Here is a 20,771-nt window from a genome sequence, read left to right as displayed (position 1 = left end):
ATATATCAATATACTTGGGTTTTCGAGACGCGATAAATCGCCGTCTCTACAAGTGTATTGGGCGATATATGACAATACGCTTGGGTTAAGGGTTATTGGTGTAGAGAATTGGTCTTTGAAGACGCGATTTATCGCGTCTCTACATTCTTTTTCACCAAATGAATGACAAACAGAAAGTTCTGAGCGTCGGAAATCGGCGCTCAGAACTTTGGAGACAAACTTGGCGTGTGAACATGCAGTGTTTATTTGCCTAACAGCTTAAAAGCGATAGTTGCGATCGCGCACCCACATACTAACTGGTACTGCTTTACCTTGTGGATCGACTTTCGCCTTGACCACAATGGGCGGTACTTGTCCTCTGCGGGCGCGTTGGGCTTGCAAGTCGTTCCGAATCTGCTGCCGTTGGTTTTCTGGGATGTAATATGTTTCCAAGCCGTAGTTAACAGAGCCATCCTGATAAACACCTTTTAAGGCTGCCTGATTGGCTCTAAGAGTTGTGGGGCGATCGCTACTTACTCGTAACGGTCTCCAAGCTCTCGGAACACCACTACCAGTGGATAGTTGCTCTTGCAAAGTCACGTAGATGTTGGTTCCTTCAGGCAATCTTCTGCCACTTCCACGACCTTTGCTGACTAGTGTTTGCCAACCAGGTAGTCTACTTAAAGTTGATGTCCGGGATATGTTGTAATCTAAGTCTAAGGTGTTACCTTCTAGCACATTGTTAGGGTCTACAGGTACGGTTTGCAAAATCACCGTTTTACCTGTCACATCTGTATAAACCGCTTGGGCTGGTACTGCCATAATTAGCCCTGTTTGCAGTGCCAGGGGAGCTAGTAACCGCCAAAAAGGTAAGGGCTTATTCGATTTTTGTTCAGTTGCAATCAAGTAATCCCGAAAAGTCACCTTACTAGAAAATTCGGCTTCAGGAGACAAGGGTTTATTCTTAGATTCAGAAGAGGTATTAGTCATGAGCGTAGTCCTAAAAAGCAGAGGTCTTGAGGAGTTCAAAAGTAACGAGATTAGGACTGACGCAGAGAAACTTTAAAAATTTTGACGCACAGAGATTTCAGAATTTTGGATTTTAGATTTTAGATTTTAGATTTTTTATTCAATCCAAAATTTAAAATTCAAAATCTAAAATTTGCCCTACTTTTTACTTGTAGAGCTAGAGCCACCAGGTAAGCGGCGTTCAAACCAGAGTCCAGCGCTAATTAAAGCAGAACCGCACAGGATATAGACTAGCGACTTAAAAAGTAAGTCGGTGTCGTACTCTTGCACGCGACTGATAATTTGCAGTGTTACTAACAGCATACCGCCCCAAAAGGAACTTCTGTTGCTTAATTTCAATCCTTCTTGAATTAGTCCCCAGGCTAATGTTGCAAGAAGTACATTGAAAATAAAAATGCCAAGCTCATCAACCCGGCTGATAGTTTGATGCCAAAAAGGTACGATTGCAATAAAGACAAGAAATGTACTAATGACAGCAGTTGTGAAAATCACTTCGCGGCGCGGAGGGTTATTTCTTTGGCGCAGTAAAAATAACCATTGCAATACCGCCAAGCCGCTGAGAATCCCCAAATCGATAATCGGCAGAGACTCGAATAAGTTTGTCAAATTCGTTGGCTGATTATAACTATAATCTGGAGATTCCCAGACCCAACGAAAAGACAGAACGTAAAAGACGATGCCGAAGCTGACCAACGCTAAATTACGGGCTAGAGATTGAAACAATCTGTAATTTATGGTTGGAAACAGTAAATCATCATAACTCCAGAATAATGCAGATGGCAGTGCAAAAGCAAAAGATGCCACCCAAGGGGCTATATCAGCATAATTTAGCAGTGGCAGAGGATTAAGGTTAGCTTGTAAGGAACTAGCAAAAACAAAGGCTGCTAGACCAAAAATCCAACGCGATCGACAGAAGTAGGCTAAGGGTACAAATACTAGCCATGCCAACAAAGGTAGATGCTGTACTACTAGCCGCGACCAAGTTAACTCACCTGAAGAATACCATAAGTCTTCTAGCCCCGTCCAGTAGCCGATTTCCACAAGGACAATTGATAGAATTCCTAAAGAATTTAAGGACAAACCGAAGGCCATGACCACAACACCCAACCCCCAAGCGAGAAACAGTTGGGAAGCTGAACCGATGATATTGAACATCTGGGCCATCAGGAGTAAATTTGCACCGAAGATGAAGGCGCTTAAAATTAGTAACCCCTCTCCCAGTAGGCGTTTGCTTCGCTCTGGTTTCTTTCCTTCAGGTGGTCTCCAAGTGTAAAATCCAGTGATGGCGATCGCAAAAAACAAACTCATCATCAAAATAAATTTGACTTCTCGCGATCCTCCCTGCCAGTTTCCTGATACAAAGGTAATTATGCCTAAGCATAATAGTATGCTGCCGATAGCAATGGCGATCGCTTTATTGCGATCGCGTGCAGCAGCTTCCAGGTTTTTAAATTGATAACGTTCTGCTATCTGTTCATACTGCGAAGAACTAATTAATCCTTCATCCCTCCATAGTTGTGCTTGTTTGCGTAATTTTTCCTGAAAACTATCTAAGAACATGACCTTCTCCGGTGCAGTGGGGTAGCTTGGCCATTGCGATCCCAATGGCGGTCATTATATTTTGAGTATGAAGCCAAAAGCCTTAATTACATTGTTCTTGTGTAACAGTTTGATTTTGATTCAGATACAACGTACTTCTATTAATTCATAATTCATAATCTACATGGAAAAACCTTCTAATTTATTACTTAAAGTCTCGCGGCGTTTGTTCGCTAATGTCGATGAGCAAGAAAAATTTATTGAGGCTTTAATGAATCCTCAGCCTTTTTCACCTAGTATTCTTTGGTGTCAAGAAAAGCCAGATATTTCGCCTTTGGCAGTAGAAACACCAACCTCTTGGCAACCACAATTTATAGACCGCTTATCTCTGGGAGAAAAACCTGGTCAGCATCCCCTCCATGAAAAAGGATATTTCTATTGTTTAGATTTTTCTTCGGTGTTTGCAGCTACTACTTTGTTAGCTATTTCCCAGTCAGTGTATGTAGTTTTTGATATGTGTGCCGCACCAGGAGGTAAAAGTATCTTTGCTTGGAGAGCTTTACAACCTGAATTACTCATCAGTAATGAAGTTATTGGCAAACGTCTGGGAATGCTAATTTCTAATTTGAAGCGTTGCCAAATTAATCCTAGTGCAGTGGTTAATAGAGATTCGAGTATATTTGCCCAAATGTTTCCTGGCTCTAGCAATTTAGTCATAGTAGATGCCCCTTGTACCGGACAATCTTTACTTGCTAAAGGCGAAAAAGCACCTGGATGTTTTCACCCAACTGCTATTAACAAGAGTGCAAATCGACAAAAGCGGATTATAGCTAACTCTGCTAAACTGGTTTCACCCCAAGGCTATCTTGCGTATATGACTTGTACATATTCTCCCGAAGAAAATGAGCAAGTTTGTGAATGGTTTTTAGAACGCTTCCCCCATTTTGAAGCGATAGAAATTAGTATTTTAGCTCAATATCAATCGCATTTAACTACGATGCCTTGTTATCGGATGTTTCCTCAAGATAGGTTAGGTGCTGGTGCATTTACAGTCTTGTTTAAAAATACTAATGAGGATGAGGAGGAGCCGAAAAAAGCAGATTTAAATACAATATCTTCGCTGTATATTTACCAAAATAGTAAGAAATCAAGTTAGCTACAAAAATACGTGTCCCTTAACGCGCTCAGATAGCCCCTCAAAATCTGCTACACTATCTTTCAGTTGGCGCTGTCGCAAAATCTCAACTCCCGCGACTGTCGCCACTCCAAAAATTCTCTTGAGAAACCCAATAGACATCTCCATAAATTAAATATGTGTTACCCATAACCCTTGTAGAGACGTAGCACTGCTACGTCTCTACATTCTTTTTCACCAGATGTCTAATACCTAAAGTTGCGATCGCCTTTTCAACTTCATCATTCCACCTCAGAATCGAGTTAAGAGGCAATAATACTGTTCGGTTAAGGCAAGAGACGCGATGAATCGGCGTCTCTACAATAATCAGTCTTTTGTAGAGACGCCGATTTATCGCGTCTTTGAGATTTATAATTTTCATCAAAAAACCTTAACCGAACGGTATTGAGTTAAGAGGCTGATATATCTAAACTTTGTCGAAAAGAGACGATCGCTTCATTCAATGCAGGCATATCAATTAAAAATGCATCATGCCCGTGGGTTGACTTCAGCCACGCCAGTTGAGCATTAGGGATTAAATTTGCCAATTCTTGTTGTTCCACTGGAGGATAGAGGATGTCAGAATCAATGGCGACAACTAAAGTCGGTTGCTGGATGCTTTGCAGGACAGATTCATAATTTGATAAATTAGCAACTGTGCGATCGCGTGCAATATCATGGCGATCCATTACGTTGGTGAGGGTAATGTAAGTATTGGCATCAAATCGTTCTGTGAACTTTTGACCTTGATGCTGTAAATAACTGGCTATAGCAAACTGCTCAGATGCATCATACTCCCGTCCAAAGCGGCTTGTAAAACTATCCCAAGAACGGTAAGTAGACATCGCCATCATCCGCGCCACTGCTAATCCCTGATTTGGGGGCGCATCCAGGGTATAGTTGCCTCCTTTCCAGTTCGGATCAGCATAAATTGCCTGTCTTTGGGCTTCACTTAATCCAATACACCAAGCTGAATGCCTGCCAGAAACAGCAATAGGTGCGATCGCTTTCACTTTTTGGGGATATAATAATGCCCACTCTAATGCTTGCATTCCACCGAGCGAACCGCCAATTACAAACCGCAGAGATTGAACACCCAAGTATTCTAGTAGTACAGCTTGCAGGTGAACTATATCTCGGATTGTAATCTCAGGGAAGGATACACCATAAGGGTTTCCGGTTATGGGGTTGATAGTAGTTGGCCCAGTTGTACCGTAACAGCTTCCCAAGATATTGCTGCACACAATAAAATCGCGTTCTGGATTAAAAGCTTTTCCTGAACCAAACAAAGATCCCCACCAATCATCAGCGTCAGCCGAACCAGTTAAAGCATGACAAATCAGTACCCCATTATCGCTTTGAGCATTTAACTGTCCCCAGGTGCGATAAGCAACCTGAACCCCAGTTAATGTTTCACCCCCTTCTAGTTGAAATGGCACCGTCAACTGGTAAAACTGGGTTTGCGGTGAGATGAAGTCTGAGTAGATCATATCTATCGGTGAGAAATCAATTCAAAATTCAAAATTCAAAATTCAAAATTGAATAAAAAGACTGGGGGAGATGGGGGAGACAAGGGAGACAAGGGAGACAAGGGGGAAATAACCAATGCCCCATGTCCGAATGGCACTAAGAAAAGATATAGCCCTTGCCCTGACTGGTTCCCAGCCTCTAGGCTGGGAACGAGGTGACACAAGCCTTTGGGCTTTTCTTAGTGCCATTCGCCCCATGCCCAATGCCCAATGCCCGAATGGCACTAAGTTAAGATACAGCCCTTACCATGACTGGTTCCTAGCCTCCAGGCTAGGAACCCATTCTGGGAGGCTCTGCCTCCTCTTTCTTGACCAGAGGCGGAGCCTCTCGGAATACGTTCCCAGCCTGGAGGCTGGGAACGAGGCTACACAAGCTTTTGGGCTTTTCTTAGTGCCATTCGCCCAATGCCCCATTCCCAATTGAAAACTAAATCCTAACTTGCCGAAATGCCTGCTGAAAATCTTCTTTGATATCGTCGATATGTTCAATTCCTACTGATACTCGCACTAAATCGGGTGTCACTCCTGCTGAAAGCTGTTCGTCATCACTTAGCTGTTGATGGGTTGTTGAAGCAGGATGAATAACGAGAGTTTTCGCATCACCAACATTTGCTAAATGACTCGCCAGTTTCACATGATTAATAAAAGTTTTACCTGCCTCCAGTCCACCTTTGATGCCAAAATTTAAAACTCCCCCAAAGCCATGTCGGAGATATTTCTTCGCTCGCTCATAATACGGATGATTAGGAAGTCCGGGATAATTAACCCAAGAGACTTGCTCTTGTTGCTCTAACCACTGAGCCAATTCTAAAGCATTACTCACATGACGATCTACACGTAGGGAGAGAGTCTCTAATCCTTGCAGTAACAAAAAGGCGTTAAATGGACTCAAGGATGGGCCAAAATCTCGTAACCCTTCAACTCTGGCGCGAATAATAAAGGCAATGTTGCCAAATGTTCCATTAGGGCCAAACACTTCTTGAAAATTTAGCCCATGATAGCCGGGTGATGGCTCAGTAAACAGAGGAAATTTGCCGCTACCCCAGTCAAATTTACCCGAATCAACAATTACGCCACCAATAGAAGTACCATGCCCACCAATCCATTTAGTTGCAGATTCCACTACAATGTCTGCACCATATTCAATTGGTCGAGCTAAATACCCACCAGCCCCAAAGGTATTATCCACAATTAAAGGTATGCCGTTTTCGTGGGCAATGTGAGCTAAAGCTGCAAAGTCGGGAATGTTGAATTGAGGATTGCCAATGGTTTCAACATATAAGGCTTTCGTGCGATCGTCGATCGCCTGACGGAAACTTTCTGGCTGATCTCCCTCAACAAACTTGACATTAATACCCAAACGTGGTAGGGCTACTTTAAACTGGTTATATGTTCCCCCATACAAGAAACTAGTGGAAACAATATTATCCCCAGCCTGAGCGATGGTAGTGATTGCCAAGAATTGTGCCGCCTGACCACTAGCGGTTGCTAATGCTGCGACTCCTCCTTCTAAGGCAGCAATCCGCTTTTCAAATACATCCGTCGTCGGGTTCATGATTCGGGTGTAAATGTTACCAAATTCCTGGAGAGCAAATAACCGCGCTCCGTGGTCGGCGTCATTAAAAACGTAGGAAGTCGTTTGGTAAATCGGTACAGCACGAGCATTCGTTCCAGGAGCCGGCTCTTGTCCAGCATGAACTTGCAGAGTTTCAAAACGATATTGTTCAGACATAAGCAGTTATTTGAGTTTCCAATTATACAAACTAGTAATAATACTAATTGAGTGTTGTGTTGGATTAATCAACGGTAATTTACAAGGCTTACCGTATTTTAACTGGTCGCGTTTAGAATTTCCCATCTTTAACATAACAAGTTGGGGAATGGGAATTAAACTGGGCGCTCATGTTGCCCACCCCACAAGATTGGATAATTTATTTCTTGGAGTTCCCTAACTTGTCTATAAAATCTCAGTGGCTTTAGCCCTGAGAGTGCAACTATTGACGTTGCCTTTGAATCTAAAACTTTTTGTTAAGGAGCAAATCTGGGCGATAACTTTATCTGGAAACAGAAAATATTGATCTCTGCTTCAGACGACATTTTCAGCTTTCAGCTAAGATTGATGGTTAGTTTTTCACTCTTACTATCTATGCCTCGAAACCATAACAGCAATTCCCGAAGATTGCCCAAAATTAAAACCACGCTTGTCTACATCTTTGGTATCATTACTGTTTTAGTCCTAGCCTTTCCTTGGCTGTACGAAATTAAAACTAAGGCTGGGATTGATATATCACCTGGACGCCACGCTGGAACCTTTTTTGAAAAACACACTTACGGACTTTTCAAGTGTGAGTGGCTTTATCCTTATCATTGCGATCGCACAACCAAGGTTAACTAAACCTCATCTATGTTGAAACCTAGAGTTTTTTAAAAGATATATTTATGTAGGTTGGGTGGAGTGAAACGCAACCCAACATTACCACCAAATTTTATGTTGGGTTATGCTATCGCTGCACCCAACCTATAAAACTACGGTTCTCAAGGTAGACAAGGTTTAAAGGAATTCAACTTTGCATAACCAAGCAAGAGTATTAATTAATACTTCATAAGCATTCTCTTAGCTTTCATTGATGTTTTGCTTCCGCAAGACTAGCCAAACAGAGAGCAGAGCGATCGCTACACCAGCGCTAATAAAACAATAAATGTAGCCGAAGTTATCTACAATTCTACCGAATACTGCTGCACCGATTCCTTGTCCGACAAATAGGTTGAAGGCGAACAGCGAAACAGCAGTACCTCGTGCTTCCGGCGCTAACTCAGTGGCTTGGGTTTGGAGGGTGCTGTGCATCATATAAAAGCCCAATCCCATTAAAATACTCAAGGGGATAAAAAGTATCCAGTTCTGGAATAATGCGATCGCTAAGAAGCTGATACACATCAAACCTCCGCCCACGCCCATTAAACCAATTTCACCCAGTCGCCTGACTAACCATTTCACTGAGCGACTGTAAATTAGTCCACCTAATCCAAAACTACTGAGCATAAACCCGATTGCTACATAACTTAGAGTATAGCGATCGCGCAGAAATGCCCCAACGTAAGCAAATGCCCCAAATAGGCAAAAGCCTTCGACAAATACCCCCACAATCACAGTCTGGGCAATTGGTTGGGTCAATAGTTGGTAATAAGGTCGAAATGTTATCCTACCCTGACCTTGGGAACGTTGGCTATCAGCCAGATGGCGCGTCTCACGCCATAGAAGTCCAGCAATGACAAGGGAGACGATCCCAAATAAGAGAAAGATATCACGCCAGCCGATATATTCTCCAAAGATGCCGCCCAAACTACCACCAAGAATTTGACCTAGTACTAAGGCACTTAAATACTTGCCGATCGCAGCTTGACGTTCTTCATAAGGAAAATTGTCACCAATATAAGCTAGGGTGACGGGGATTACCCCAGCCGCCGCCATCCCTGTGAGAAACCGCAGCAAGGTAAGTAAGACGATATTTGACACAAAAGCACAAACAGCCGTACCTACAGCAAAGGCCGCCAATGCGACTGTAATTACCTGAAGTTTGCCGATGCGATCGCCTAGTGGCCCATAAACTAATTGAAATAGCCCGTAGGGAATCGTATATGCCGAGATAATCACCGCAGCAACGCCAACACCGACTTTAAAATCGTCAGCAATGATGTGCAACAGGGGATCAATTACCCGTGCATCGGCAATCACCATAAAGGCAGCAGCGCCCAACAGCCCTAATGAAACAGGTGTTTTTCCTGCTATATCCTTTGCTGATCTGTTCACTTTCTATAAAGACTTTGTTTTAGGGATTCATTGTATGTCATTTGTGGTTGAAGACAAAATAAGATACAGTGATCGTTGTGACACAGCACACATACGGTTTTTATGTTTTCCTTAAAAGCAGGAGTGGTAGCAATACGGTTCGGTTAAGGCAAGAGACGCGATAAATCGCCGTCTCTACAATAGACATCTCCGAAAAAGAATGTAGAGACGTAGCACTGCTACGTCTCTACAAGGGTTATGGGTAACGCATATTTAATTTCTGGAGATGTCTAATAATCAGGCTTGTCATCAAAAAACCTTATCCGAACCGTATTGGGGGTTAGGTCTCAATACTGCGTAGGTTTTGGTGCATAGTCATTGGAGATCCCCCTTAGTCCCCCTTAAAAAGGGGGAAAAATAAGCCATTCTTAGCCCCCCTTTTTAAGGGGGATCGATTCTTAACCGAGCAGTATTGGGAGTGGTAGGTATCACCCTCACTAAAGCCAACTATGTCTTCATAATTATTATGGGCTAACCACAACTCCCAAATAATCATGTTCTATATGCTTTTATCAATTGCGATCGTTAGATAATGAGAATAACAAAAAAATAACGCCTACCTATAATTAGGGTGGCGCTATTTTTTAATTTAATTCACAGTTAAAAATAGTTAAATGAATTTGCTAAATCTTCGTTGATCATTGTCCGCAATTTTATTTTTATACAGCACTGCGGTTGGTTAACAAGTTCCACAAGAAAACTGCGACAATTGCACCGAGAACTGCTACTGCGACACCTGGAATGCTAAAAGTAGGTGCTGCTAAAGCTAAGGTTCCCGTACTGAAGAATATACCTAAACTACCGCCAACAAAAGCACCAATGATTCCTAACAATATGGTTCCGAGAATTCCGCCGCCTTGATGACCAGGGTAGATAGCTTTTGCGATCGCACCAGCAATTAGACCTAAAACAATCCAAGCAAGAATATTCATTGTTATTAGTTGTGGTAAACGTTTTTGACTTACAAATATATATTAACTATTTTCATTTTTTGCTCAATCTATCATCAGAATTAATTATGAATATCCATAAGGAATAGTTTAATTGCTATTGAGCTTTTTGATACATAACCCCATTGAGGTAGATAGTCAATTAAAAAAAGCTCCTAGTAGGTCTTTAACTAGGGGCTTATTAAACTATTGCTTGGTAATTGCAGTATATGCATTTTTAATTAGCTCTCTCCTCTACTAGAAGAATTAAGCTGAGTTTTCAAGGACTGTTTCTAAAGTAATGTAAAGCAAGCTAGTACCGCAAGGCGGAATTCAAAATTCAAAATTCAAAATGAATACAGCGTAAGGTTTTCAGGGATTTAGAATGGTATATCTATTTACGCCGTGCTGTACTAGATAGGCGATTGAGACGACGGGCAACTTGATGTCTAGCTCTTAATTTTGATTGCTTATCCCATTAGTACTACCAATGACTAGATGGCTGACAAATGAGAACAGTCTGCGGTAAGACCAATGCATACTTAGAAAAATCAGACTGACCAAGGTTAGCAGCATAACGCTTAGAATCGTTGTATATGCCTTAGTGTGCCACCAAAATCTATTTGCACTTAGTTGCACAAGCTTCCACAGACTGCCTATATCAACGCTTTCGGAATCGTGAATGGTGATTGGTAAGGATGCTGTGCTTTGTTGTGCAATTGTCATTTTAATTACTCCTTTAGACCCAAACGCTGAGGTATTTAACTTTAAATACGGTAAGTCGATAGATTTACTGTTATTTGTATCTAATATCTCATAGCTTGATGCAAGAAGCAAGTTTTAAGGGAATGGGGCATTGGGCATTAGTATTGAAAATTAGGTATTTACTAAAGTAGTACCATTTTGAATTTTAGATTTTAGATTTTGGATTGGGAATCGCTTTCTGTGTCTGGGTTTTGTGAAACCATCTGTCGCAATCATTTTTCAAATTGGTATAAAAACTATTTTCTAGTCCCCAGTCCCCAATCCCCAGTCCCCGGTCCCTAGTCCCCAGTCAAAATGCCTAATCAAATTTGGTTATCACAGTTGCAAAAACACCGAGCGATCGCAGTCATCCGCGCCCCTAAAATCGAAGTGGGGCAGCAAATGGCAACGGCTGTAGCATCTGGGGGAATGCAGCTAATTGAAATTACCTGGAATAGCGATCGCGCTGGGGAATTAATCAGTCAACTACGTTCGGAATTACCAGCCTGTATCATTGGCACTGGTACGCTATTCAATGTGCAGCAGCTACAAGATGCGATCGCATCTGGGGCGCAATTCCTGTTCACACCCCACGTCGATCCGGCAATGATTCAAGCAGCACAAGAAAAAAATGTGCCTATTATAGCAGGAGCGTTAACACCTACAGAAATTGTTACCGCCTGGAGTCAGGGCGCTAGTTGTGTAAAAGTGTTTCCCGTGCAAGCAGTAGGAGGGGCTGATTATATCAGAAGTTTGCAAGGGCCACTAGGTCAGATTCCCTTAATTCCGACTGGCGGCGTGACTCTCGAAAATGCCAAAGAATTTTTGCAAGCGGGAGCGATCGCTGTCGGTTTGAGCGGTGAATTATTTCCCAAAAAGCTTGTCACAGAAGGAAATTGGCAAGCGATCGCAACTCAGGCAAAAAACCTCATGCAACAGTTAGGTTAACTTAGAATCAAATTATCAAAAGTTCACGTCTATTAAAGTAATAGATAGGGAAATAAATGTGAAACCTGATAAGTTTCTCAAGACCCCATAATTTGAGTGTGAGTGTATCTAAAATGAAAAGACTGATTTATTCTGACTGGGTGCGTCGCTTACAAATACTCCTCACTGGTACAGCACTATCCTTAAGTGTTTTTACTACTACTGGAACGAGTGAAGTTTGGGCGAATTCCAAAGATCAAGTGATTGCACAAACAATCCAGACATTACAACAATCGGATCAGCGCTGGATTCAAATTAATCTTTCAAAGCAACGATTAATCGCTTGGGAAGGTGACAGAGTGGTTTATGGAAGTGCTATTTCCTCTGGTAAAAAAGCTACTCCTACTCTTGTTGGTACTTTTAAGGTTCAATCCAAGTTCAAAACTACGCAGATGCGGGGAGAAGACTACAATGTTCCCAACGTTCCTTATGCGATGTTTTATCAGGGGAATTACGCTATTCACGGAGCTTACTGGCATAAGAGATTTGGCACTCCAGTCAGCCACGGCTGTGTGAATATCGCACCTAAACATGCAAAATGGCTATTCGAGTGGGCATCGGTAGGGACACCAATAGTCATTCAGAAATAGTAGGTGAAGTAGCCAGAAAGCAATTTAGGTAAAATCATAAATAACAAAAAATCAAGACAATTAAGTGATTCCCAGCAAGATTTTATGCTGGGAATCTTCGGAGTCGGAATTACTGAATTTGAAATAAAATACAGAAGAGGGTATTCAACGACTTACCAAAAAAAATAAGTGTAAATCCTGACAATTTCTCTGCGGAATTGCAAATGCAAATATGAATTAGGGAAAACTTTGCATTTAGGCATTTAAATGACAGATTTTTTGTAAAGGTTGTCATTAGTCATTAGTCATTGCTCATCATGTAAGGGACTTCCAAATAAAAAAATATTCAATTAACTCTTGTGGGGTGGGCGACACGAGAGCCATATCAACTGGGCGCTCATGTTGCCCACCTCACAATATTGGATAATTTATTTCTTGGAATTCCCTAACCAACAATAAATGACAAATGACAAATAAAAGATGAATTGCGTAAATCCTCCACATAAAGCGAGTAATCACTCTGGAAATTTGTCATGTTCCAGAAAATTACTTTACTTCATGATTTTTGCGTAGTTTAGAAGATGAGACGTAATGCAAACTTGGATTCGTAGTGGTGGGATTCGTTCTTCTGGAACTTTTTTTACAGGCGTGGCGCTGATAGTAGTGACTTTATTCTCTTGGTCATCACCGTTAACAGGTACACCAAACTCGACTACAGCAACAGCCACGTCAGTCGATCAAAATAGCACTAATAATATTAACCGCTGGATTGAAATTGACTTGTCAGAGCAACGTTTACGTGCATGGGAAGGTAATAAACTTGTTCATTCATACCGCATTTCTGGAGGTAAGCGATCGACTCCTACACCCATAGGTAGATTTCGGATTAATTCTAAGTATCGTACTCACCGGATGCGAGGCAAGGACTATAATATTCCTGATGTTCCTTACACAATGTATTTCTACAGAGGGTATGCAATTCACGGCGCCTACTGGCACAATCGTTTTGGAACTCCAGTCAGCCACGGTTGCGTAAATTTACCTGTTAAGCAAGCTCGCGATCTTTACAACTGGGCTTCAACGGGAACTTTAGTAGTGGTGCATAAATAATTTGTAATTCGTAATTCGTAATTAAGAATTTCAGTTATGAATTATCGTGATGATGAATTGCTCGTTGCTACAATTCTAATCTTGATATGTGGACAGGTGCGTTTATGGAGTGAACGCACCTGTAAACATAAACATATACTGGTAGACTAAAAATACATTTTCGAGGGATTCAGGAGCTATGAGCGGCATAATAACTCGAACTCTCACATTGGAAGAGTTTCTGAAGCTCCCAGAAACAAAGCCTGCGAGTGAATATATTAACGGTAAGATTATTCAAAAGCCAATGCCGAAAGGGAGACACAGCCGCTTACAAGGTAAACTCTGTGCTGTTGTTAATGAAGTCACGGAGAATCACAAGATTGCCTATGGGTTTCCCGAATTACGGTGTACTTTTGGAGGACGCTCAATTATACCTGATGTGGCTGTATTTCAGTGGAAACGCATACCGTTCACCGTTGATAATGAAGTACCTGATAATTTTGAACTGCCACCAGACTGGACGATTGAGATTCTTTCGCCAGAACAAAAACCCAACAAAGTAATTGGGAACATTCTCTACTGTTTAAAGTATGGTAGCCGCCTTGGATGGTTTCTCGATCCTGATGATCTGAGTATTTTAGTATTTCTACCAGAACAACAGCCAGTGCTACTCCAAGGAGAAGATTTTTTACCTGTATTACCAGAAATTGAACTTACACTAACCGTCAATCAAGTTTTTGGCTGGTTAAAAATGGGTAAATAAAAATAACTCGGATGGAATGAGAAAAAGCGTCGTCGTAGCCCATCGTAGACATCGCTTAATTCTCAAACAAACTAGTATCAACGTGAAAAAATTTCCCTAATACCTTAGCCATCTCCTGGGTAATTTCTTGTTTTCCACTCATAACTTGAGAAACAACCTCTCTTGAACCGAGAATTGCTACTAACTCAGCTTCCTTAACACTCTGAGCATCGATTAGATGCAGGAACATTGAGTGTGCTGTTGATTCTCCCATTGAATAATGCTCATCCTCATACTTTTCTATCAGAGCGATCAACAGGTCTAATAATGCCGACTCTTCCAAAGTTCGGTTAACTCGATGAGACAGTTCCTCAGCTAGTGTAATAGCTTGCTCGTTTTCCTCATCTGTTTTAATAACCTTGGGTTGATATTTAGCAAGCAAACTAGCATAAGTCTCACGGTTAAAAGTAAGGGTCATTTTTCCACTTATCCTTATCGTATTCTGCGTGCATCAAAATGTATTTAAGATAAATTATTTGGTCACTGTAAACCAAGTCAACTATCAAACGATATTTGTTGCCTTTGATATTAAAAACAGTGAAATTACCAACGGCTTCTGCTTGAGGATAAACTGCTTGTACTTCAGCAAGATTATTCCATGTACTTTTATTGGCAGCCTTGTACCAGTTTTTAAGTGCATCACACGAATCAGCATAATTTTGGCAAAATTCGCGCAGCTTTTTACGACTGATGATGTGCATTATATCTAGCTCAACTGTGCCACAAGTTGATTTTCTAAAAGTGTGTCATTCGTTAACAAGTCTTCAACGGTGATTCGCAAAAAGCGTTGTTCATCAACTTGAAAGAGAATTTTGATGCGATCGCTTCCAGGATATCCGGCTGGTGTCAGTTGGGCAATTGTCCTCGCACCTTCTTGATCGTTGAGGGGTTTGACGCTGGTTTCATTACCATCCAGACGACGAGTAATTAAGCGATCGCCATCAAAATAAACTTCATTACTACCCGTATCTGCTCCCAATTCTCCCATAATTAATTCAATGCTGGGCTGATTTTCCACAGAAGCGCCTAAAACTAATTCCACAGGCTGACTCATGGGATATGCCTGTCCAGCTTTAATTAAAGAATGCCATTTGTGGCGCTGATTGCGGCGATCCCAGTAGCGGATACCATAACTATGATACAGAAAATCTTTGATTTGTATCCCTTGAGCTAACTGTAATGCACCTTGAGCGATCGCTTCAAAGGGACGTTCGCAACGGATTTTTTCTGGCTCAAAATACTGTTTGATCCATGTCTGCACTGCTGGCAATTGCACTGTCCCACCAACTAACAAAACTGCATTAATATCTGCAAGTTCTATCCCTTGCCGTCTTGCTTGCTGCAAGAGTGTCGCCATCGACTCATCAAGTAACTCAAAAAATGCGTGTTCTTTGAGGATATCTTCAAAAGTATCGCGGTTTAATTCCAGTTCATAGCTTTCAAATGTCTCATCATCAAAATAAACTTCACTCGCTTGGTTTTGGGTTGATAGCTGAATTTTCACCCGTTCTGCCAATCGTGTTGTCAAAGGACTTACCGCTAATTCTTGAGTTTTGGCGAAGTAATCTACTAACCAGTTATCAATATCAGTACCGCCCAGATTTTGCCCAGCTTTCGCCAGTACACGGGCAGTTTTAACTTTTTGTTTTGAATCTTCAGCCAGAGACTTGTTACCCCACTTGAGGATAAATCCTAGCGGTTTGGTGGTTGCTTGGACACCTTGATCTAACCGCACAAGGGACAAATCTAAAGTACCGCCACCAAAGTCAATCACCAAGAGAATTTCTTGATCTGCCAAGCCATAACCCAAGGCGGCGGCTGTGGGTTCATCCAGCATTCGCACCTGTTCAACGGGGAGAGCTTGACAAACTTTCCCCAACCAGTGACGATAAGCTTCAAAACTGTCTACGGGTACGGTTAACACGAGAGAATCTAACCCACCTTCCAGGGGTGCTAGTTGTTCAATTACTTTGGTGAGAAACCATTGCCCCACTTGTTCAAAGGTGACAATTTGCCCATCTAGTTCGGGTAAAAAACCTTGAATATCTGCACCAATACCGCGTTTGAAGCTGCGGAAAAATCGCGTTTCGCCTTTGAGGTCAAAACCGCGATCGCGTACTTGTTGCCCAACTAAGACTTGATTTTGGGCTGCGTCTTCAACATAAACCAAGCTGGGAATCAGTGGCGGATTGAGACTTTGTTTAATTGATAAGCCTGGTAGAGTTAGAGTTTCTGGCTGTTGGGTTACGGGGTTCCAACGAGCAATGACTGTGTTGCTAGTACCAAAATCGATTGCGATCGCCATAGTTTATATTTATTCTCTCGCACAAAGATGCCAAAACTGCTTTATTTGTGATTATTCTCCATAACCCACCAACAATGCAAATGTGCCTAGACACTTGCTTCTTTGCATCCCAACCCAGATATCGATTCAGTCTGTTGCAGCGAAGTGTTAGCACAGTTAGACAATTGGCTTGTCAGAAAGCATGGAAATCATTGGCTGTAAATGTATAAAAGGAGCAATAAACTCAATAGCAGGCTTTATCTCCATGCCGATTCACCTTCATTGCATTACTGTAGACCCTGTGATCCACAGCCTACAATGTTTTGACGACAACGGGCAGTAGTAAAAATTCCTAATCAAAATTTTATTGTTCAGTTACTTCTGCTTCTATCTTATTTTTAGCTAAAAATATTGCCCTATCTTTTAAGATTTTTGCAAATTTGTAAATTTCGTCTAAAGAGTTAATTGGCGTTTTAACTTCTTTATTATTTATATCCAGAAAACCAATATATTTTTTTTCAGAATTCAGCCATAAACGACAAATAGTTTTGCTAGCTTTACCGTCAATGTTAACTCCAAAATAATTTTTTGTATCTCTATACTGAATGCGAGGTAATTCGATAACATCACGCAACATTGATTTAATAATGTAAAAGCTTTCCATCTCATCTGCTGTAGTTACAATAGTATCAATAACTTCGGGGTTGAGATTGATTGTTACTTTAGCCGGGTCTGGTACGTCTGTTTTTGTTGGATCAGAAATATCAATATCCATAGCGGATCTTATCTTCTCATTAATTCGCTCATTAATATAATCTTTAAGACAACCTTTGAAAATTTCAGTAAATTTTTCTACAACTGATGCAACCATGTGTCCTTTGTACACTTGACCAGCAAAGAGCTTAACAAAATCAGGAGAAGGATTTATAAACTGTTCTGAGATTAATCGGTTAATTTCCTTTTTATATAAAAGCTGTCTTGCACAGCTAGCCATTTCATCAGGGTTAAATACTTCCCTAGAGAACTTTTTAAGTTCATTTATCGACTCCATTTATTAAAATAGCATAATCAACTTTTTCACCTTTTAAGCCTGGTGTAGCAGCTATATATTCAGGACAGACTTCAGTTGTATCAAAAATCTTATATCCTAAAGCTTGAATTAAAGGTAAAACGAAAGCAGCTTTTGCAGCTTGTTCTGTCTGTACCGAGTCTTTTAGTCTTTCAATATGCTGGGCAACATCTTTAAGCGCATCAATAAAATCCATAGTTTTTTATCTCATACTTATATTGGGTTTTATAAGTATTGCCCAATTGATGGAAATAAATACTGCTGTACTTAGAAATGTCCCAATCCTTCACTCCAAATACTAATCCCCATCGTTATACCCCTACGCCACCGCTAAGAGCGATCGCATCTACCACCAAGATTGCAATTAACCAAAATTCCTATTACGGATTGAAATTTTTTGGCTCACAGTTCTTCTGGCATAATCACAGAAATTAATTGATTCCGATTCTTCCTATAAATTCTAAAATCACTATCAAATGTGAGCAATTCACGAGTAGGATACAGTTCTGCCATCCTCACCAAACAGGCATCCGCTAACGACATCGGTACAGACTGATAACGCAGCATCAACTCATAAACCGCCCCAGCTTCTTCACTCAAGCTCAACGGGAGATGAATAATTCCCTTTTGTACAAAAGAAATTACTGCTGCTTCTCCTCCATAAACATTCTGTAAGAGAAAACAAGCCTCTGTAACTACCGCTTCACAAGTTAACAAAGGTGGTTCAATCTGTCCAAACTGATTTGTCACCCATTTATGAAACTGCTCTCTCCGGTTGACTAAAGCTACTAATGGCCCTGTGTCTAGCAGTACCGCTTGCTTCATTCTGTTAATGGTCTTTTAAGGTACTCCTTGTTTGTCGAGAGATCCCCAGGCCCAGAATCCACGCAGCCAACTAAGTCTCCTGCTGCTTCTAAAGCAGACATTGGCGTGCCATCATGGTGCTTAAACTCCACTGTTAGTGATTTCAATTGCAGAAATTCTATAAAGTCAAGTACTTGCTGCTGTTGTTCCTTTGATAAGGTAAGAACCTTTTGGGCAATAATTTGCTCTAGACCAATTGCTCTCGTCACCAGTCTTTCCTCCAGTCCCATCACTTCAAGTCTAAATCCAACTGCCTCAGTCACACAGAAACCAGCAGAACGTTAAAAATTTTGAGATGACTAGCTTTTGTCAATAAAACAACCTAAGTGATTAAAAAGCTGATTATTTCGTTCACGAATCCAGGCCATTAACCCAGACTTATGAATAAGACACATAGCAAACCTACTTATACTAAAAACGGTTAAGAGTAGGACTTTTGTTTAGTGGCAAAAACAAGTAATATAAACAAAGAATCAATCGGGTGCTATTAAAAATTAAAGTTGGATGTTAAAAATAGATTTTACACAGGAAGAGGTTGATATTCTGCATTATGAAAGATATCATCATCCTCATCCATTAGTACAGAAAAAGATGGAAGTTTTGTATCTAAAAAGCCAGCGTATAAAACATAAAGACATTTGTAGTTTGTGCAAAATATCGAAAACAACATTAACAATATATATTAAACAATATCAATTGGGAGGAGTAGAAGAACTTAAGAAAATCGAATATAAAGGACGACCAAGTGAGTTGAATCAATATTGACTCTCAATTTTCAGACATTTAAAAAAGTCCATGTTTTAGCCGTTTAGAGTATACGTAGATTAGATTCTTAAATTGCCTGAGCGATCGCTGGAGGAGTTTTGTCGCTGGGTGTACCGCTTCATGGGCAATGCTCAGTTCATCTCTCCTCAACATCTAGCTGAACAACACCAGAAATTTGCTCGTGCATTAATAGATCGGTATTCTTCCAAAGCCACATAAATCAGGATAATTGACCGCGTACAGAAACCTAATCTAACCCAAAACTCCGGGTTGGTGATAATTCATACTCAATCTTCATTCCGTAACTGCCAGACTGCACCAAAAGCAGCCCCAGCCCCAGCTAACAATCCGGTACTCATCCCTTGGATAGTTTTTTGGAATGGATCTTGGGTTAGGCACTCACTTGTAACCTTACTGTCTTCCAAGCAGAGACTACTTTCTGCCCAACCAGCAGTACCTCCTAAAATTACACCAGTGATACTACAAGAGACAATTAGCAGTAAAAGGCGTTGTGTTTTTCTAGCCATAGATAGATGTTTAACTCAATTTTGTATTTTAGACATTAAATTGATTCAACATGTGAATACACTTAGTCTAGATAAGAAATTTTAGATTTTTCCATACTTGAGCAACTGCTTAACCGGACTGCTTCAGCAAAATTCCAAATCTGAAATTTGGTCAAAGGTTGGAAATACTAGTTCACTCTCAACTACTTTACACATCTGGGCAGCAAATGTCAGCTGGTTTATGCCGCCTAATTGGATAAGTCCAGGTTAGTGAGATAGTAAGCACTAGTACATAAATATTGCTGCTCTTTGAACTCTAGATGACTAAAGGTCAACAATTTGCTTAATCCGTGCGATCGCCTCATCACTTGCTTGTTCTGGAGAAATTTGAGCATCCCAATGAGAGCTTAAATCTTTTCCCTCACCCCCAGCCCCTCTCCCATCTTTGGGAGAGGGGAGACATAATTCTAGTTCCCCTTCTCCCATCTTTGGGAGAAGGGGTTAGGGGATGAGGGCTATCAAGGTTTTTGCACATTTGGGATGCTCCCTACAATAGTTCGATTGAGAGCTTTACCCCAGACATTATCTTGTGAAGTACCCCAACCTGCTTTGCTGAGGTTGGGGCTTCCAACATCATTGAACCATTAAACGACCACAAAATTGTTTTTGGTTAGCGACAATCCAGCTGATAGTTGTGCAAATTTTACTTGAGCAAATCCACCTGCACTACCATCCTGGTCAAAGAACAATGCACCTGTAATATTGTCATAGATAAATCGTTGACTGCTTGTTGTTGCAGATGTTCCCAGTGTAAATTGACTTGTCTTAAGTGAACCTATTGATAACCCACCACCAAAACCAGTAGCAGATACCTGAATCAATTCATTACTGGCTTTGGGCGTTGCATAAATGCGGGATGAATCAGTTAAACACGGGTATTTCTCTATACTTTAAATAGTGAAGTAACAAGTGAATTGAGTATTTAAGCATATCTACTGATTTGGAATAGCATAATGTTTTTCGATGTAAGCGTGCCAGGTAATGACGTAAACGGGTATTTTCTCCT

General features: G+C 41.0%; 27 protein-coding genes and 1 pseudogene. 8 read left to right on the top strand and 20 right to left on the bottom strand.

Annotation, left to right across the window (positions count from 1 at the left end):
- Positions 1-258: 258 nt before the first annotated feature.
- Positions 259-969: a GDYXXLXY domain-containing protein gene (locus V7K76_RS27250; RefSeq protein ID WP_334778001.1), complete on the bottom strand. Its 711-nt coding sequence runs from the start codon at positions 967-969 to the stop codon at positions 259-261.
- Positions 970-1,146: 177 nt separating this feature from the next.
- Positions 1,147-2,568 carry a DUF2157 domain-containing protein gene (locus tag V7K76_RS27245; protein WP_334778002.1) on the bottom strand — a complete coding sequence of 474 codons (1,422 nt, stop codon included), beginning with the start codon at positions 2,566-2,568 and terminating at the stop codon, positions 1,147-1,149.
- 163 nt (positions 2,569-2,731) lie between these two features.
- Between V7K76_RS27245 and V7K76_RS27240 the strand changes: the two genes are divergently transcribed.
- On the top strand, positions 2,732-3,703 hold the full coding sequence (locus V7K76_RS27240) for an RsmB/NOP family class I SAM-dependent RNA methyltransferase (protein WP_334778003.1): 972 nt from the start codon (positions 2,732-2,734) through the stop codon (positions 3,701-3,703).
- Here V7K76_RS27240 and V7K76_RS27235 read toward each other — a convergent pair whose 3' ends face one another.
- Genes V7K76_RS27235 through metX form a run of 3 tightly spaced genes read right to left on the bottom strand, consistent with a single transcriptional unit; the run spans position 3,704 to position 5,211 of the window.
- A complete protein-coding gene (locus V7K76_RS27235; RefSeq protein ID WP_334778004.1) occupies positions 3,704-3,844 on the bottom strand; it encodes a hypothetical protein in 141 nt (46 codons plus the stop codon).
- Positions 3,845-3,896: 52 nt separating this feature from the next.
- Positions 3,897-4,103 carry a hypothetical protein gene (locus tag V7K76_RS27230; protein ID WP_334778005.1) on the bottom strand — a complete coding sequence of 69 codons (207 nt, stop codon included), beginning with the start codon at positions 4,101-4,103 and terminating at the stop codon, positions 3,897-3,899.
- 28 nt (positions 4,104-4,131) lie between these two features.
- Positions 4,132-5,211, bottom strand: a complete 1,080-nt coding sequence (gene metX, locus V7K76_RS27225) for a homoserine O-acetyltransferase MetX (protein ID WP_334952400.1) — start codon at positions 5,209-5,211, stop codon at positions 4,132-4,134.
- A gap of 115 nt (positions 5,212-5,326) precedes the next feature.
- Here metX and V7K76_RS27220 point away from each other — a divergent pair, with 115 nt between their 5' ends.
- The gene (locus V7K76_RS27220) at positions 5,327-5,674 is read left to right on the top strand and encodes a hypothetical protein (protein WP_334778007.1); all 348 of its coding nucleotides are present in this window, start codon (positions 5,327-5,329) and stop codon (positions 5,672-5,674) included.
- 3 nt (positions 5,675-5,677) lie between these two features.
- Here V7K76_RS27220 and V7K76_RS27215 read toward each other — a convergent pair whose 3' ends face one another.
- The gene (locus tag V7K76_RS27215) at positions 5,678-6,982 is read right to left on the bottom strand and encodes an O-acetylhomoserine aminocarboxypropyltransferase/cysteine synthase family protein (protein ID WP_334952398.1); all 1,305 of its coding nucleotides are present in this window, start codon (positions 6,980-6,982) and stop codon (positions 5,678-5,680) included.
- Between the two features lie 414 nt (positions 6,983-7,396).
- Here V7K76_RS27215 and V7K76_RS27210 point away from each other — a divergent pair, with 414 nt between their 5' ends.
- Positions 7,397-7,645 carry a hypothetical protein gene (locus tag V7K76_RS27210; protein WP_334952396.1) on the top strand — a complete coding sequence of 83 codons (249 nt, stop codon included), beginning with the start codon at positions 7,397-7,399 and terminating at the stop codon, positions 7,643-7,645.
- Positions 7,646-7,864: 219 nt separating this feature from the next.
- Here the strand turns inward: V7K76_RS27210 and V7K76_RS27205 are convergent, their stop codons facing one another.
- From V7K76_RS27205 to V7K76_RS27195, 3 genes are all read right to left on the bottom strand, one after another.
- Positions 7,865-9,058 carry an MFS transporter gene (locus V7K76_RS27205; protein ID WP_334778009.1) on the bottom strand — a complete coding sequence of 398 codons (1,194 nt, stop codon included), beginning with the start codon at positions 9,056-9,058 and terminating at the stop codon, positions 7,865-7,867.
- A 698-nt stretch (positions 9,059-9,756) separates the two neighbouring features.
- On the bottom strand, positions 9,757-10,029 hold the full coding sequence (locus tag V7K76_RS27200; RefSeq protein WP_179068783.1) for a GlsB/YeaQ/YmgE family stress response membrane protein: 273 nt from the start codon (positions 10,027-10,029) through the stop codon (positions 9,757-9,759).
- A 453-nt stretch (positions 10,030-10,482) separates the two neighbouring features.
- Entirely contained in the window at positions 10,483-10,752 is a 270-nt protein-coding gene (locus V7K76_RS27195) for a hypothetical protein (protein WP_334778036.1), read from the bottom strand.
- Positions 10,753-11,085: 333 nt separating this feature from the next.
- On the opposite strand from V7K76_RS27195, the gene V7K76_RS27190 reads away from it, so the two are divergent.
- The 4 genes from V7K76_RS27190 to V7K76_RS27175 all read left to right on the top strand — a co-directional run bounded on the left by V7K76_RS27190 (position 11,086) and on the right by V7K76_RS27175 (position 14,178).
- On the top strand, positions 11,086-11,718 hold the full coding sequence (locus tag V7K76_RS27190) for a bifunctional 4-hydroxy-2-oxoglutarate aldolase/2-dehydro-3-deoxy-phosphogluconate aldolase (protein ID WP_334952393.1): 633 nt from the start codon (positions 11,086-11,088) through the stop codon (positions 11,716-11,718).
- Between the two features lie 113 nt (positions 11,719-11,831).
- Positions 11,832-12,347 (top strand): L,D-transpeptidase, encoded by a 516-nt coding sequence (locus tag V7K76_RS27185; protein WP_334778040.1) that lies wholly within the window; start codon positions 11,832-11,834, stop codon positions 12,345-12,347.
- Positions 12,348-12,917: 570 nt separating this feature from the next.
- Positions 12,918-13,436, top strand: a complete 519-nt coding sequence (locus V7K76_RS27180; protein ID WP_334778041.1) for a L,D-transpeptidase — start codon at positions 12,918-12,920, stop codon at positions 13,434-13,436.
- Positions 13,437-13,614: 178 nt separating this feature from the next.
- Complete coding sequence (locus V7K76_RS27175; RefSeq protein ID WP_334778042.1) at positions 13,615-14,178, top strand: Uma2 family endonuclease; 564 nt, start codon at positions 13,615-13,617, stop codon at positions 14,176-14,178.
- Positions 14,179-14,233: 55 nt separating this feature from the next.
- On the opposite strand, the gene V7K76_RS27170 is transcribed toward V7K76_RS27175, so the two are convergent.
- The 7 genes from V7K76_RS27170 to V7K76_RS27140 form a co-directional block, all read right to left on the bottom strand.
- On the bottom strand, positions 14,234-14,635 hold the full coding sequence (locus V7K76_RS27170) for a helix-turn-helix domain-containing protein (protein WP_334778043.1): 402 nt from the start codon (positions 14,633-14,635) through the stop codon (positions 14,234-14,236).
- Entirely contained in the window at positions 14,619-14,918 is a 300-nt protein-coding gene (locus V7K76_RS27165; RefSeq protein ID WP_334778044.1) for a type II toxin-antitoxin system HigB family toxin, read from the bottom strand. The genes V7K76_RS27170 and V7K76_RS27165 overlap by 17 nt, the downstream gene beginning before the upstream one ends.
- A gap of 5 nt (positions 14,919-14,923) precedes the next feature.
- Positions 14,924-16,522: an Hsp70 family protein gene (locus tag V7K76_RS27160; protein WP_334778045.1), complete on the bottom strand. Its 1,599-nt coding sequence runs from the start codon at positions 16,520-16,522 to the stop codon at positions 14,924-14,926.
- A gap of 343 nt (positions 16,523-16,865) precedes the next feature.
- Positions 16,866-17,552 (bottom strand): hypothetical protein, encoded by a 687-nt coding sequence (locus V7K76_RS27155; RefSeq protein ID WP_334778046.1) that lies wholly within the window; start codon positions 17,550-17,552, stop codon positions 16,866-16,868.
- Positions 17,536-17,766, bottom strand: coding sequence for a hypothetical protein (locus V7K76_RS27150; protein ID WP_334778047.1), 231 nt, complete (start codon positions 17,764-17,766; stop codon positions 17,536-17,538). The genes V7K76_RS27155 and V7K76_RS27150 overlap by 17 nt, the downstream gene beginning before the upstream one ends.
- A gap of 206 nt (positions 17,767-17,972) precedes the next feature.
- Positions 17,973-18,395 (bottom strand): type II toxin-antitoxin system VapC family toxin, encoded by a 423-nt coding sequence (locus V7K76_RS27145; RefSeq protein ID WP_109011687.1) that lies wholly within the window; start codon positions 18,393-18,395, stop codon positions 17,973-17,975.
- Positions 18,392-18,643, bottom strand: a complete 252-nt coding sequence (locus tag V7K76_RS27140) for a hypothetical protein (RefSeq protein ID WP_334804168.1) — start codon at positions 18,641-18,643, stop codon at positions 18,392-18,394. The genes V7K76_RS27145 and V7K76_RS27140 overlap by 4 nt, the downstream gene beginning before the upstream one ends.
- 295 nt (positions 18,644-18,938) lie before the next feature.
- On the opposite strand from V7K76_RS27140, the pseudogene V7K76_RS27135 reads away from it, so the two are divergent.
- A pseudogene (locus V7K76_RS27135) lies at positions 18,939-19,196 on the top strand (helix-turn-helix domain-containing protein); the annotation flags it as partial.
- Between the two features lie 290 nt (positions 19,197-19,486).
- Here V7K76_RS27135 and V7K76_RS27130 read toward each other — a convergent pair.
- The 4 genes from V7K76_RS27130 to V7K76_RS27115 all read right to left on the bottom strand — a co-directional run.
- A complete protein-coding gene (locus V7K76_RS27130) occupies positions 19,487-19,726 on the bottom strand; it encodes a hypothetical protein (RefSeq protein ID WP_104909601.1) in 240 nt (79 codons plus the stop codon).
- Positions 19,727-20,029: 303 nt separating this feature from the next.
- Complete coding sequence (locus V7K76_RS27125; protein WP_334952383.1) at positions 20,030-20,191, bottom strand: hypothetical protein; 162 nt, start codon at positions 20,189-20,191, stop codon at positions 20,030-20,032.
- Positions 20,192-20,349: 158 nt separating this feature from the next.
- Positions 20,350-20,586, bottom strand: a complete 237-nt coding sequence (locus tag V7K76_RS27120) for a hypothetical protein (protein ID WP_334952381.1) — start codon at positions 20,584-20,586, stop codon at positions 20,350-20,352.
- A 40-nt stretch (positions 20,587-20,626) separates the two neighbouring features.
- The coding region (locus V7K76_RS27115) for an IS1 family transposase (RefSeq protein WP_334952409.1) at positions 20,627-20,771 on the bottom strand (145 nt) is incomplete at its 5' end.

Origin of the sequence: Nostoc sp., assembly GCF_036917975.1 — a bacterium.
In the GTDB taxonomy this organism is placed as follows: Bacteria; Cyanobacteriota; Cyanobacteriia; order Cyanobacteriales; family Nostocaceae; genus Nostoc.
This window is presented reverse-complemented; position numbering and strand designations above follow the sequence as displayed.

Coding starts and splice junctions, on each gene's coding strand:
- V7K76_RS27250 (WP_334778001.1), bottom strand. CDS start 969: ATGACTAATACCTCTTCTGAATCTAAGAATAAACCCTTGTCTCCTGAA.
- V7K76_RS27245 (WP_334778002.1), bottom strand. CDS start 2,568: ATGTTCTTAGATAGTTTTCAGGAAAAATTACGCAAACAAGCACAACTA.
- V7K76_RS27240 (WP_334778003.1), top strand. CDS start 2,732: ATGGAAAAACCTTCTAATTTATTACTTAAAGTCTCGCGGCGTTTGTTC.
- V7K76_RS27235 (WP_334778004.1), bottom strand. CDS start 3,844: ATGTCTATTGGGTTTCTCAAGAGAATTTTTGGAGTGGCGACAGTCGCG.
- V7K76_RS27230 (WP_334778005.1), bottom strand. CDS start 4,103: ATGAAAATTATAAATCTCAAAGACGCGATAAATCGGCGTCTCTACAAA.
- metX (WP_334952400.1), bottom strand. CDS start 5,211: ATGATCTACTCAGACTTCATCTCACCGCAAACCCAGTTTTACCAGTTG.
- V7K76_RS27220 (WP_334778007.1), top strand. CDS start 5,327: ATGCCCCATGTCCGAATGGCACTAAGAAAAGATATAGCCCTTGCCCTG.
- V7K76_RS27215 (WP_334952398.1), bottom strand. CDS start 6,982: ATGTCTGAACAATATCGTTTTGAAACTCTGCAAGTTCATGCTGGACAA.
- V7K76_RS27210 (WP_334952396.1), top strand. CDS start 7,397: ATGCCTCGAAACCATAACAGCAATTCCCGAAGATTGCCCAAAATTAAA.
- V7K76_RS27200 (WP_179068783.1), bottom strand. CDS start 10,029: ATGAATATTCTTGCTTGGATTGTTTTAGGTCTAATTGCTGGTGCGATC.
- V7K76_RS27195 (WP_334778036.1), bottom strand. CDS start 10,752: ATGACAATTGCACAACAAAGCACAGCATCCTTACCAATCACCATTCAC.
- V7K76_RS27190 (WP_334952393.1), top strand. CDS start 11,086: ATGCCTAATCAAATTTGGTTATCACAGTTGCAAAAACACCGAGCGATC.
- V7K76_RS27185 (WP_334778040.1), top strand. CDS start 11,832: ATGAAAAGACTGATTTATTCTGACTGGGTGCGTCGCTTACAAATACTC.
- V7K76_RS27180 (WP_334778041.1), top strand. CDS start 12,918: ATGCAAACTTGGATTCGTAGTGGTGGGATTCGTTCTTCTGGAACTTTT.
- V7K76_RS27175 (WP_334778042.1), top strand. CDS start 13,615: ATGAGCGGCATAATAACTCGAACTCTCACATTGGAAGAGTTTCTGAAG.
- V7K76_RS27170 (WP_334778043.1), bottom strand. CDS start 14,635: ATGACCCTTACTTTTAACCGTGAGACTTATGCTAGTTTGCTTGCTAAA.
- V7K76_RS27165 (WP_334778044.1), bottom strand. CDS start 14,918: ATGCACATCATCAGTCGTAAAAAGCTGCGCGAATTTTGCCAAAATTAT.
- V7K76_RS27160 (WP_334778045.1), bottom strand. CDS start 16,522: ATGGCGATCGCAATCGATTTTGGTACTAGCAACACAGTCATTGCTCGT.
- V7K76_RS27155 (WP_334778046.1), bottom strand. CDS start 17,552: ATGGAGTCGATAAATGAACTTAAAAAGTTCTCTAGGGAAGTATTTAAC.
- V7K76_RS27150 (WP_334778047.1), bottom strand. CDS start 17,766: ATGGATTTTATTGATGCGCTTAAAGATGTTGCCCAGCATATTGAAAGA.
- V7K76_RS27145 (WP_109011687.1), bottom strand. CDS start 18,395: ATGAAGCAAGCGGTACTGCTAGACACAGGGCCATTAGTAGCTTTAGTC.
- V7K76_RS27130 (WP_104909601.1), bottom strand. CDS start 19,726: ATGGCTAGAAAAACACAACGCCTTTTACTGCTAATTGTCTCTTGTAGT.
- V7K76_RS27125 (WP_334952383.1), bottom strand. CDS start 20,191: ATGGGAGAAGGGGAACTAGAATTATGTCTCCCCTCTCCCAAAGATGGG.